Annotated in this window: 10 protein-coding genes; 6 read left to right on the forward strand and 4 right to left on the reverse strand. The window is 68.8% G+C overall.

From position 1 onward, the window contains the following. Positions 1-16 precede the first annotated feature (16 nt). Positions 17-178: a hypothetical protein gene (locus tag OG588_RS33805; protein ID WP_405953424.1), complete on the reverse strand. Its 162-nt coding sequence runs from the start codon at positions 176-178 to the stop codon at positions 17-19. Here OG588_RS33805 and OG588_RS33810 point away from each other — a divergent pair. Next, positions 105-2492, forward strand: coding sequence for a lamin tail domain-containing protein (locus OG588_RS33810; RefSeq protein ID WP_405953276.1), 2388 nt, complete (start codon positions 105-107; stop codon positions 2490-2492). The genes OG588_RS33805 and OG588_RS33810 overlap by 74 nt on opposite strands. Positions 2493-2731: 239 nt before the next feature. On the opposite strand, the gene OG588_RS33815 is transcribed toward OG588_RS33810, so the two are convergent. Continuing rightward, positions 2732-4066 (reverse strand): acyltransferase, encoded by a 1335-nt coding sequence (locus OG588_RS33815; RefSeq protein WP_405950550.1) that lies wholly within the window; start codon positions 4064-4066, stop codon positions 2732-2734. 257 nt (positions 4067-4323) lie between these two features. On the opposite strand from OG588_RS33815, the gene OG588_RS33820 reads away from it, so the two are divergent. The 4 genes from OG588_RS33820 (at position 4324) to OG588_RS33835 (ending at position 9027) form a co-directional block, all read left to right on the forward strand. Beyond that, the gene (locus OG588_RS33820; protein WP_405950551.1) at positions 4324-5967 is read left to right on the forward strand and encodes a chitinase; all 1644 of its coding nucleotides are present in this window, start codon (positions 4324-4326) and stop codon (positions 5965-5967) included. 176 nt (positions 5968-6143) lie between these two features. Further along, the gene (locus OG588_RS33825; RefSeq protein WP_405950552.1) at positions 6144-7682 is read left to right on the forward strand and encodes a glycoside hydrolase family 16 protein; all 1539 of its coding nucleotides are present in this window, start codon (positions 6144-6146) and stop codon (positions 7680-7682) included. A gap of 329 nt (positions 7683-8011) precedes the next feature. Then, positions 8012-8572, forward strand: a complete 561-nt coding sequence (locus OG588_RS33830) for a lamin tail domain-containing protein (protein WP_398852580.1) — start codon at positions 8012-8014, stop codon at positions 8570-8572. Between the two features lie 227 nt (positions 8573-8799). Beyond that, positions 8800-9027 carry a hypothetical protein gene (locus OG588_RS33835; protein ID WP_405950553.1) on the forward strand — a complete coding sequence of 76 codons (228 nt, stop codon included), beginning with the start codon at positions 8800-8802 and terminating at the stop codon, positions 9025-9027. A gap of 143 nt (positions 9028-9170) precedes the next feature. Here the strand turns inward: OG588_RS33835 and OG588_RS33840 are convergent, their stop codons facing one another. Further along, complete coding sequence (locus tag OG588_RS33840; RefSeq protein WP_405950554.1) at positions 9171-9788, reverse strand: hypothetical protein; 618 nt, start codon at positions 9786-9788, stop codon at positions 9171-9173. 314 nt (positions 9789-10102) lie between these two features. Here OG588_RS33840 and OG588_RS33845 point away from each other — a divergent pair, with 314 nt between their 5' ends. Next, on the forward strand, positions 10103-11029 hold the full coding sequence (locus OG588_RS33845; protein WP_405950555.1) for a phosphotransferase family protein: 927 nt from the start codon (positions 10103-10105) through the stop codon (positions 11027-11029). Positions 11030-11047: 18 nt separating this feature from the next. Here the strand turns inward: OG588_RS33845 and OG588_RS33850 are convergent, their stop codons facing one another. Next, on the reverse strand, positions 11048-12295 hold the full coding sequence (locus OG588_RS33850) for a hypothetical protein (protein WP_405950556.1): 1248 nt from the start codon (positions 12293-12295) through the stop codon (positions 11048-11050). Positions 12296-12330 lie beyond the last annotated feature (35 nt).

Here is a 12330-nt window from a genome sequence, read left to right on the forward strand (position 1 = left end):
CACCCGGTATCGGCAGCTACACGAAGTACGAGGAGACCGCCAGCGTGTCCAGACCTGAAGGGCGCAGACCCCGCGCCCGCCGCACCGCCCAAGCGATCGTCTCGGTGGGCGCGGCGGGAGCATTCGCCTTCACCGCCCTGCCCACCGCGTCCGCAACTCCCTCCGCCTCGGCGGTCATTGCGGAGGTATACGGCGGCGGGGGCAACTCGGGAGCGACCTTGACCAGGGACTTCGTCGAACTCGGCAACGCCGGTTCGACGGCCTACGACCTGTCGGGCTACAGCGTCCAGTACCTGCCCGGAACGCCTTCCTCCGGCTCCACTTGGCAGGTCACCGCCCTCACCGGCGCGATCGCCCCCGGCGCCCGCTACCTGGTCGGCGAGGGCACCGGCAGCGGCGGCACGACCGCGCTGCCGACCACCGACGCCACCGGCTCGATCGCGATGAGCGCCACCTCCGGCACGATCGCCCTGGTCTCCGGCACCACCGCGCTCACCTGCAAGACCGTCGCGGACTGCGCGGCCGACCCGAGCATCGTCGACCTCACGGGCTACGGCACCGCGGTCGTCCGCGAGGGCAGCGGCCCGGCCACCGGCGCCTCCAACACGGCTGGCGTCGCCCGCGCCGACTCGCTCGCCGACACCGACGACAACGCGGCCGACTTCACCGCCGGTACCCCGTCACCGGTCAACTCGGCCGGCCAGACGCCCGGTTCGGGCGACGGCGGCGGCGACGGTGGTGACGGCGGCTCGCCCACCGACCCCGGTACCGTCCGCGTCCACGACATCCAGGGCACGACCCGCCTCTCGCCGTACTCCGGCCAGACGGTCACCCGCGTCCCGGGCATCGTCACCGGCGTCCGCAGCAGCGGCTCCCTCGGCTACTGGATCCAGGACCCGACGCCCGACACCGACCCGCGCACCAGCGAGGCCGTGTTCGTCTACACCGGTTCCACCAAGCCCACGGTGGCGGCGGGCGATTCGGTCCTGGTCACCGGCAAGGTCAGCGAGTACTACCCGAGCAGCACCAGCCAGTCGAACACCGAGATCACCGGCCCGACCACCACGGTCCTCTCCAGCGGCAACGCCCTGCCGGACGCCGTGACGCTGGACGCGACCTCGGTCCCCGACGCCTACATCCCGACCGCGTCCGGCGGCAGCATCGAGTCCCTCGCGCTCCAACCCACCGTCTACGCCCAGGACTTCTACGAGTCCCTGGAGGGCATGCGGGTCACCTTCGCCGACGCCCGCGTGGTCGGTGCTTCGGACGCCTACGGCGAGCTGTGGGTCACGGTCAAGCCGAACGAGAACGCCACGGCACGCGGCGGCACCCTCTACTCCTCCTACGACCAGCCCAACACAGGCCGTATCGAGGTGATGTCGCTCGACACCACCTCAACGTTCCCCGTGGCCAACGTAGGTGACGAACTCTCAGGTACGACCACGGGCCCGCTCGACTACTCCACCTACGGCGGCTACAACGTCCAGGCCACCCAGCTCGGCACCCTCGTCGACAAGGGCCTGAAGCAGGAGGTGACCCGCCGTCAGAAGAAGGACGAGCTCGCGGTCGCCACGTACAACGTGGAGAACCTGGACGCGCTCGACACCCAGGAGAAGTTCGACCGGCTCGCCGAGGGCGTCGCGGTCAACCTCAACTCGCCCGACATCGTGGCCCTGGAGGAGATCCAGGACGACAACGGCGCGACGAACGACGGCACGGTGACGGCCGAGGGCACCCTGAAGCGGTTCACCGACGCGGTCCGCGCGGCCGGCGGCCCGGCGTACAAGTGGCGTTACATCTCGCCGACGAACAACGCGGACGGCGGCGAGCCCGGCGGCAACATCCGCCAGGTCTTCCTCTTCAACCCCAAGCGGGTCTCCTTCACCGACCACAAGGGCGGCGACGCGACCACGGCCACGAGCGTGGTGAAGACCCGCAAGGGCGTCGAACTCACCTACTCCCCGGGCCGTATCGACCCGACCAACGCGGCCTGGGAGGACAGCCGCAAGCCCCTGGTCGGCGAGTTCACCTTCCAGGGCGAGCAGGTCTTCGTGATCGCCAACCACTTCATCTCCAAGGGCGGCGACCAGCCGATCCACGGCCGCTACCAGCCCCCGGCCCGCAGCTCGGAGACCCAGCGCGCGGCCCAGGCGGCGGAGGTCAACACCTTCGTCAAGTCCCTGCTGGCGGCGGACAAGAACGCCAAGGCGGTCGTCCTCGGCGACCTGAACGACTACGAGTTCTCCCAGACGGTGACCACCCTGACGGCCGACAAGGTCCTCAAGCCCCTGATCACCACCCTCCCCGCCGCCGAGCGCTACACCTACGTCTACGACGGCAACTCCCAGACCCTGGACCACATCCTGACCAGCCCCGCGGTGACGTCCTTCAACTACGACGTCGTCCACATCAACGCGGAGTTCGCGGACCAGGCGAGCGACCACGACCCACAGATCGTCCGCATCGACGTGTCGAAGTGCCGTAGGCACTAAGGCTGTTGGAGGGTGACGGGGCGGAACGGCACGAGCCGTCCCGCCCCATCACCATGACCGATCGGCAGGGCGGTGGCCCGCCGGGCACTGGCCGTGCTGTACCAGGCGAAAAACACACGCCGCCTTCTGGTCCCGGGCAGGGCAACCCCCAAGGGGCGCGGGGCTGTGACATTTGCGGCTCCGCCGCGCGGGCGCGACCAGCCACAGCAGACCCGCACTCGCAAGACAACACAAGCCACTCAGACGCTGATGCGCACACCCCGGTCCACCGCACTCCGCCCCACCACCATGACCAGCCCGACCCCCACCACCAGCCCCACCGCAGGCAACACCGGGAACCGCCCGCCATAGGCAAACCCATGCCCGGCGAACCAGATCAGCGCACTCACACTCGCCGCCATCCCACCCCACAACGCCCAAGGCCGACGCGGGAGTTCAAGCGGCAGATCACCCGGCCGAGTCCGCTCGTACACCGCCGCGAGCCCCCGCTCCAACGGCCCCAGCGCCCCTACGACCCCCACCAGCACCACCCCGAGCACAGCCAGCCACGGCACCCGCAACGCCCACCAACTCCCCGACCCGTAAGCCGGTTCGGGCGCGAGCCCGGTGAGATAGAAGGCGCCGGCGACGATCAGCACCGGCAACATGTGCCACAGGTAGAGCGTCATACTGGCCCCGCCCAACGGCCGTACCAGCCCCCACAGTTGCTCGCGCTCCAACAGCCTCCGCAGGACCGGCGCGAGCAGCAGCGCCACCCCGACCTGCCCAACTGCCCACGCCAGCATGGCCGCCGACGGGGGATTGGTGTTGCTGGGACTCTGCCCGGTCACCAGAATCAGGCTCACCGGGAACGGCCCGAACGCGACCAGCACGGCGAAGACGACCGCACCGCCCACGGCCATGCAGACGGAGACGGGGGACCGTTCGGCGAGGAGCATGTCCCGCCAGCAGAACCCCAGTTGATACGCGACGCCCCACACGAGCACGTAGTTGAGCAGCCCGACGAAGGGCGCGTGCACGGCGACCACCAGCGCATCGGCACCGACCGCGACCGCCCCCATCACCACCGGCACGCGCAGCCCCCACCTCCGATGTGCCGTGTGCAGCACCGGCGTTGCCGCGCTGAGCAGCAGATACACCGGCAGGAACCAGAACTGCATGGCCATCGCCCACCCGACGAGCGCGAGGATGCCGGGATCCACCCCGACCGCCGAGCAGATCGCGACGGCGACCAGCACCAGCCCGCTGTACACCCCGGCCGGCAGCAGCAGCCGTAGCGCCCGCTGTCCCACCCAACCGGTCGCCGTACGGCCCTCGTTGCGGGCCCGCGCCCAGGAGCCGCCCGCCGCATGGCCGCCGGCCAGGAAGAACAGCGGCATGATCTGGAACCCCAGAGTGAGCCACTGGGTCCAGGGCACGGTCGCGAGCAGCTCCGGTGCGCTGATCGCCCCGTCGGGCTCCCGCACCAATCCGGTGATCAGCCAGTGCCCGAACACCACCAGCACGATCGCCCACGCCCGAAGGAAGTCGACGTAGCGATCCCGGCCCCCGATGCCCCCGCTCAAGTTCCCCATAAGTCGCCATGGTGCGCCCGGTGAAAGGGAGTTGAGAGGAAGGTGCGCCGTCCCGCAACCAATCCGTGCCCGTCACGACACCCGTCGTCGAGCCGCGGCGGTCCCGCCGACGCTCCCCGAAACCCTTGACCCGCCCTTGCCTTGACTCGCCCCTGTCAACGCTGCTTCCCTGAGCCAACACAGCGAATTGGTCTGCACCAATATCGCGCAGGGATTGAATCGATTCACCCCCCCATCCCCCTCTGTGGAGGTCGCGCATGCGTACCCGATCGAGATCCCGCTCCCTCCTGTCCGCCCTCTCCACCGCCCTGCTGGCCGGAGCCCTCGCGGCGGCCGGCCTCACCTCGGCGGCGGCGCCCGCCTCCGCGGCCTCCGCCCCGAACCCCTGGCCCGCCCATGTCTTCGCGCCGTACTTCGACGCGGGCTCGGGAAACGTTTCCCTCACCGATGTGGCCAACAACTACGGCACCAAGTTCTTCACCGCCGCGTTCGTCGACGGCCCCGGCTGTCAGTGGCAGGTGCCGGGCCAGTCCGCCCTCCAGTCGCAGATCGACGGCATCCGCGGCCTGGGCGGCGACGTCTCCATGTCCTTCGGCGGCTACACCGCCGACACCTCGCTCACCGAGATCGGCGACTCCTGCTCCAGCCCCGAGGCGGCGGCAGCGCAGATCGAGAACGTCATCACCACCTTCAACCTCTCGCACGTCGACTTCGACATCGAGTCGGCGTCCCTCACCAACTCCTCCGGCATCGACCGCCGCGACAAGGCCCTTGCCCAGGTGCGCAGTTGGGCCGCCAACAACGGCCGCTCACTCTCGATCTCCGTCACCCTCCCCGCCCTCCCCAGCGGCCTCTCGGGCGACGGCCTGAACGTCCTCAACAACGCGCGCTCCAACGGCTTCACCCCGGACATCGTCAACCTGATGACCATGGACTACGGCTCCTCGGGCACCGACATGGGCAACGCGGCCAACACGTCCGTGGACGCGGCGGCGAGCCAGGTCGCGAGCGCGTTCGGCATCTCCACCTCCGCCGCGTACGCCAAGCTCGGCAACACCCCGATGATCGGCCAGAACGACAGCGCGGGCGAGATCTTCACCCTCGACAACGCCCGCAGCGTCGAGGCCTTCGACGCCTCGCGGGGCATCGCGCTGGTGTCGTACTGGTCGCAGAACCGCGACAACGGCGGTTGCCCCGGCCAGACTTCGGCCTCCGGCAGTTGCAGCGGCGTCAGCCAGAACACCGGTGACTTCGCGCGGATCTTCCAGCCGTTCACCTCGGGCAGCAGCAGCGGTGGCGGGGGAACCGGCTCAACTGCGCAGGCGCTGCCAGGGACTTGGGCCCAGTGCGCGAGCGAGAACGGCACCTGCGCGGTCAGCGGTACGACGGCGGTCGCCTACGGCGCGAGCGGCAGGTTCAACTACGCGACGGAGACCGGCTCCACGCCCTGCACCAACGCGGTCTTCGGCGACCCGATCTCCGGCACCGCGAAGTCCTGCTACGGCCAGAGCGCCCCGCCCGCGACCAACGTCTGGACTTCCTGTGCGGCCGAGGGCGGCACGTGCGCCTTCTCCGGCGTGATGACGGTGGCCTACGGCGCGGGCAGCTCCTTCACCTACGCGACCCTGCCCGGCGGTACGGCATGCTCCAACGCCGTGTTCGGCGACCCGGCCTCCGGCACCGCCAAGTCCTGCTACCTGATCGGCGCCCCGCCGTCCTTCGCCACCTGGACCAACTGCGCGGCGGAAGACGGGACTTGCACCTTCTCCGGCACCCACGAGGTGGCGTACGGCGCGGCCGGACGGTACGTGTACCGGTCCGTGTCCGGGTCGACCGGGTGCGGCAACGCGGTCTTCGGTGACCCCATCTCCGGCACCGCGAAGTCCTGCTACGTGCAGTAGCCGCACCTCTGAAGTCGCTGCCGATGTCCATGCCGATTTCGCTCGGTCGGCCGGCGGGTTGAACGTTTCAATCCACCGGCCGCCGGGTTCCGCACGTTCCGCCAGCTCCTCACACGGAAGGCCGGACGATGTTCAGATCGATGTTCAGATCGATGTTCAGATCGAAGCTCGGATCGATGTTCAGATCGAAGCTCGGATCGAACGACACCCGCACCACCGGACGCAGGCCGCGGCCGAGACGTCTGGTCTGGCTGGCGACCCTGGCCCCGATGGTCGCCCTGCTCTACGGCGCCACGACCACCGAGCCCGCGACCGCCGCCGCCCCCGGAGCACCCTCCGGCTGGTCCACCGTCTTCACCGACGACTTCAACGGCTCGGCGGGATCGGCCCCTTCGTCGGCCAACTGGAAGTTCGACACCGGCCCGGGTTCCAGCTTCGGGACCGGCGAGATCGAGACGATGACCGACTCCACGGCCAACACCCACCTCGACGGCAACGGCAACCTGAACATCACCGCGCTGGGCTCCGGCAGTTCGTGGACCTCGGGCCGGATCCAGACCCCGACCGCGAACGTGGGCGCACCGGCGGGCGGCAAGCTGGAGGTCGTCGCGTCCATCCAACAGCCCAGCCCCGCAAGCGGGTTGGGCTACTGGCCGGCGTTCTGGATGCTGGGCCCCGGCCAGTGGCCGGAGAACGGCGAGATCGACGTCATGGAGGACGTCAACGCCCTCTCCGACGTGGCCGGCACGATTCACTGCGGCACCTCCCCGGGCGGTCCCTGCAACGAGGGCACCGGAATCAGCAGCGGCCTGCGCGCCTGCTCCGGCTGCCAGAACGGCTTCCACACGTACGCGATGATCCTCGACCGCACCAACACATCGGCGGAGACGATCACGTTCTACCTGGACGGCAACGCCTACTACTCGGTCTCCGAGGCCCAAGTGGGCACCGCCACCTGGCAGGCGGCCTTCGACCACAACCAGTCGATCATCCTGGACCTGGCGATGGGCGGCACATTCCCGAACGCGACATGCGGCTGCACCACGCCCACGGCGTCGACATCGTCGGGCGGCACCCTGAGCGTCGACTACGTAGCGGCGTACACGACGACCGGCGCCACGGGCTCCACCACCCAAGCTCTACCCGGCACTTGGACCCAGTGCGCCGCCGAGAACGCCACCTGCGCCCTCAACGGCACATCGGCGGTGGCCTTCGGCGCGAACGGCCGCTTCAACTACACAACAACGACCGGCTCAACTCCCTGCACCACGGCCGTATTCGGCGACCCGACGTCCGGAGTGGTGAAGTCCTGCTACGCGGAAGCGGCACCCCCGGCAACCAACATCTGGTCCCCGTGCGCGTCGGAGAACAACACCTGTTCCTTCTCCGGCGTGATGACGGTCGCGTACGGCGCCGCGGGTTCGTACCGCTACGCCACGCTCCCGGGCGGCACTCCCTGCACCAACACGGTCTTCGGCGACCCGATCTCAGGCACGGCGAAGACTTGCTACGTCGTATCGCCACCCCCGACCTTCGCGACCTGGACGACCTGCGCGGCGGAGAACGGCACCTGCTCCTTCTCCGGCACCCACGAGGTGGCGTACGGAGCGAACGGCCAGTACTTCTACGGCTCGTTCAACGGGGGCACCCCCTGCACCAACGGGGTGTTCGGTGACCCGGCAGCAGGAGCGACGAAGACCTGTTACTACCAGTAACAATGTGCAGGTGGGAGGCCCGCCGTTACTCACTTTCGGGTGACGCTCCCGGCGGGCCCGGGGTGGCGCACCGTGGCGAAAACGGAACCCGGCCCAGTGCCCACAAGGCATGTCGTCCTGCCAGGGCGTCAACCTGGTGCATCACGCACATAAATGGACGGTACAGCCGACAGTCACGGAAATACGACCGACTCGTAACACGATTCACGTATCGCTCATATCCCGTCCGCCCGGTGGAGAAGGTGTGGGTGTGCGGCCAACAGGCCGCCACCCGCACACCGCACAGCCCGGGGTCCGGCCGTAGCCGTATCCAGGGAAGTGCCCGCACCATGCTGGGGGAACCCGTGACCTCTTCACCTTCCGTGTCCGTCCGCCGTCTGGCCGCAGCCGCTCTGGCTGCCGGCGCTCTCGTCGGCGCGGCGGCACTGCCGGCGACCGCGGCCGACCACGCGGCCCGGCCGAGCGTGGAGATCAGCCGCGTGCAAGCCGACTCTCCGGGGCCGGACGACCGCTCCGCCCGTTCGCTGAACAACGAGTGGGTGGAGATCACCAACCACGACCGTCGTAGCGTCAACCTCGACGGCTGGAAGCTGTCGGGCAAGGACGGCAAGACCTACACCTTCCGCCACTACCGCCTCGACGGCCACGCCACCGTCCGCGTCCACACCGGAAAGGGCCGCGACACCGCCAAGGACGTCTACCAGGACCGCCGCGACTACGCCTGGGACAACCGCTCCGACACCGCCACCCTCCGCAACGACCACCGCCGCCTCGTGGACGACAAGTCCTGGGGTGGCCACGGGGGCGGCGGCCACAACGGAGGTGGCGGCCACAACGGCGGCGGCGGTCACAACGGCGGCGGCCACGGTGGCGGCGGCGGCCACCACTGATCACCTGCGCAACGGCGTTATGACGCTATGGCGCTATGGCGCTATGACGCCGTGAGGCCCAAGCGGTGACGTGACATCCGCGGCGTGCCGCCCCATCCAGGGGCGGCACGCCGCTCGCGTATGCGGCACGCACCCCTCACCCCTCACCTCTCACCCACCGCCCGCGCCGAGGGAACGTGTGGGTAGCCTCGTTCCGACCACACGGCAGGGACGGGGGAGTTCAGGCGATGGCGAAGAAGCCGGTACGCGCGGCGCTGGGAGACATCTGGCTCAAGTGCCAGGTCTGCCAAGGAGATCTGTTCCGCGACCGCGGCATCCTCCTCAACAGCACCGGCATGGAGTTCATGAAGCTGGCCTGGGCCGACGAGAACGCCACCGGCCTGATCTGCTGGCGCTGCGGCTACGTCCACCTCTTCGTGAACAAGGACATCAAGCTGTACCGGGCGGACAAGTAGCGAAGACCGCCCGCGGAACCAACAGGACTCCCGAACCACTCCACTTCCGCGCGGCGCTCCCGCTGAGCCCCACCAACTGGTCAGGCGGATCGGATGACTTGAGTGGATCAGGCGGATCTTGCCGGCCAAGCGGATCGGACCGGTCAGGCGGCCTGGGCTCGCTCGGCGGCGAGCAGACGCGCGAGGTCGTCGCGCACGTCGTCGAGCGTGGTGAGCATCCGCAGACGGGCCTGCTCGAAGTGGGGTTCGGTCTCGACACCGAGATCGCGCCGCAGGGTGACCCGCAACAGATACACGCCGTCGGACAACGGCCCGCTGAACCACCTCTCCGCCCGCTGATACGCCCTGCCCGGATCGGGGCTGCCGGCCAGCTGCTTGACGACCGAATACCCCACGCCGAGCGCCTTGTTGAGAGCCGAGGCCACGTCCGGAACGTCCCTCGCCAGCGCCATCCGAGCCTGGGAGTACTCATCGGCCCAGGCTTCCTCGGCAGCGTCGAGAAGCGCCGGCCCGACACTCTCACCGCGCTGGGAGGCTTCTACGGCGTCCCGCGCGGCGACCCGGTAAGCGCGAGCGGTGGCGTTCAGACGGGCGTAGGGATCCCGCCGGTGCTGTATCGCCCGCTCGTGACGTTCCTGCTCCCGCTCCAGATCCGCACGCCGATTCTGCTCCCGGTTGGCACGCTGACTGAGCACCGTCCCACCGAGAGTTCCGCCCAGCGTCCCTCCGACACCGATGAGCGCGACGGCAAGCGTGGTCACATCCACGAGATCCCCCAACTCGTCCGTTCGTCCACCTACGGCCACTACAGCCGCATCCGCCCGTCCGTGGATACGCGAAGACCCCGTCCTCAGCTAGCGCGCTGACGGCGGGGTCTTTGGGCACCTGATCCAAGGTGCCCCCGGCAGGATTCGAACCTGCGCACACGGCTCCGGAGGCCAGGTGAGGCCGTGACGCTTTTGTGGGCCTGACCTGCGAGGGAGCGGCATTCAAGGGGCCTGCTGACCAAGGTCATTACGCCCCTATTACGTGGGCGGCCTGTCGAGCGGCAGGGTGGCGCCGTATGGTCGAAGGCATGATCTCGGGCAGCGGCGGGGACCAGGACGGCGGCACGGAGTTCACGGAGGAGGGCCTCGCGGCTGTCCTGCGCGAGGCGTGCGCGAAGGCCCAACTGGACCCGGAAGGTGCAGAGTTGCTGCGGCTCGGCTCCAACGCCGTGTACCGCTTATCGAAGTCACCGATCATTGTTCGCGTTGCCCGTGACCTCGACGTCCTGGAGGACATGGAACGGGCGGTACGGGTTGCGCGGTGGTTGGAGGCGGAAGACCTTCCGGCTACTCGGGTGCCGGCGGACATCACGCAACCGCTCGTGGTCGGCGGTCGGGTCGTGACCTTCTGGGAGAGCGTCCAGGAGCGCGAGGAGTACGCTACGGTGGGCGAGTTGGCCGACCTGCTGCGCCGACTCCACTGGCTTGAGGAACCCGAATCCCTGAGGCTGCCCTACTTCGACCCCTTCGCGAAGCTGTCGGGCTCTCTGAGGCAGATGGATGGCGTCTCGGAGGAAGACCGCACGTTCCTGGAGGACCGTGCCGCAAAGCTCCACAAGGACTACGACCGGCTGGACTTCGTCCTCCCCTTCGGGATGATCCACGGGGATGCGAGCATCGGTAACGTGCTCCGCCACCGGGACGGTCACGCGGTGCTCATCGACCTCGACGGCTTCGCGCTGGCCCCGCGTGAGTGGGATCTGATCCAGACGGCGATGTTCTACGACCGGTACGGCTGGCATACGAAGGCTGAGTACGCCGAGTTCGTTCACCGGTATGGCTTCGACCTGATGAACTGGCCCGGCTACGAGACCTTGGCGGATCTCCGTGAACTGATGATGGTGTCGTGGCTCGGCCACCAGGTCGCCGGCAGCGAGCGTTCTGCGGCGGAGTTCGCGCGGCGTGTGCGGTCACTGCGTACCGGCGAGGGGCGAGACGAGTGGGGCCCGTTCTGAGCGGCGGCCGTACGCGAGTCAGACACTGACGTGAGCCTCGGAAGCCACCCAGAGTCTGTGCTCTCCGACTTGCTCCGTGAAGGCTCGCGCTTCCGTGGTTTTGCCGACGGCGGCGAGGCTCTGCCGAAACTCGGCGAGGTAGCTGACACACCGGGCTGACTTGAGCTGCTCGCCGAGGTCCAGCGCATCGAGCGCCACCCTGCACGCCTCCTCGACATCGCCGGCACGTAGGTGCGCGTCGGCGAGAACCATGGTCGCGAAGAAGTCACTCCGCACGTGATTGCCGCTCATGGCGTTCTCGGCGTGAGCGACGGCCTGCCGGGCGCTGTTGACGTCACGGAAGCAGTGCGCGGCCTCGGCGGCAAGTTCGGTCTCGTCGAAGTAGCTGATCCATTCGGGCTCGTCGTCGCTGTTCCGGCTCTCCAACGCCCTTGTGGCTGCGCTCAGAGCGGCTTCGCAGGCTCCTACGTCGCCAGTTCGGGCAAGAGCGCGGGCTTCCATGACGTGGAACTGGGCGCGCAGTGTCGGAGTAGCCACGGGGGAGATGCCCATCAGGGCGGCACGGGCGAGTGTCGCGGCCTGGGTGTAGCGACCGAGGAACGTCGCCTGATGACTCATGGCAGACAGGATGCTCCCGGCGAGTCGGCGGTCGTTGGCGTCCTGGGCAAGTCGGAGGGCCTGGAGGAAGTACCGCTGTGCCAAGCCGTGGCGGCAGGCGTCGTAGGACATCCAACCGGCCAGGAGAGTTGCCTCCGCCACGGTGGAGAACAGGGCTCGCCCGACCTGCTCGGTGTACTGCCCGCGCAGGAGCGGTGTCACTTCGGTGCTGAGGTACTGGACGGCTGCGTGCCGAGCGTGGTCGCCACCGAAACGGTCGTCCAACTCGGCGAACATGTCCGCGGTGGTCTTGATGGCGGCTACGTCTCCGAAGCCGACGCGCATTCCATCTCGATGTTGCCGAGGAACAGCCGGTTCGGGTGCGACCAGCCACCGAAGCGAGGCTTCGTTCCATGCGGGCTCGGACGGCTCGGCCTGTAACAGGGGCTCGTAGCGGTTCAGATCAGCGCGCCACAGTAGGCCGACGGTCTCGATGGCCCCTTCGGGGCTCGCCGGATAACTGGCGTCGAGGAGTCCGGTGTCTCGCTCGCCCTCGTGGTTCAGCCCCAACTCGGCGGCGCTGAGGCCGTACGCCTCACACAGAAGTGGACCGTAGAAGTCGTCCGGCGTGCTGTGCCCGTTCTCCCAACTGGCGATACGGCGCTTCACGCTGGCGTCCGACGGAAGTTGGTGGCCACGGCGGA

The organism is Streptomyces prunicolor, from assembly GCF_045162825.1.
GTDB classification, from domain to species: Bacteria; Actinomycetota; Actinomycetes; order Streptomycetales; family Streptomycetaceae; genus Streptomyces; species Streptomyces prunicolor.

Excerpts from the sequence above, each read along its gene's own strand:
- OG588_RS33805 (WP_405953424.1), bottom strand. The coding sequence starts at position 178 with ATGACCGCCGAGGCGGAGGGAGTTGCGGACGCGGTGGGCAGGGCGGTG.
- OG588_RS33815 (WP_405950550.1), bottom strand. The coding sequence starts at position 4,066 with ATGGGGAACTTGAGCGGGGGCATCGGGGGCCGGGATCGCTACGTCGAC.
- OG588_RS33820 (WP_405950551.1), top strand. The coding sequence starts at position 4,324 with ATGCGTACCCGATCGAGATCCCGCTCCCTCCTGTCCGCCCTCTCCACC.
- OG588_RS33825 (WP_405950552.1), top strand. The coding sequence starts at position 6,144 with ATGTTCAGATCGAAGCTCGGATCGAACGACACCCGCACCACCGGACGC.
- OG588_RS33830 (WP_398852580.1), top strand. The coding sequence starts at position 8,012 with ATGCTGGGGGAACCCGTGACCTCTTCACCTTCCGTGTCCGTCCGCCGT.
- OG588_RS33835 (WP_405950553.1), top strand. The coding sequence starts at position 8,800 with ATGGCGAAGAAGCCGGTACGCGCGGCGCTGGGAGACATCTGGCTCAAG.
- OG588_RS33845 (WP_405950555.1), top strand. The coding sequence starts at position 10,103 with ATGATCTCGGGCAGCGGCGGGGACCAGGACGGCGGCACGGAGTTCACG.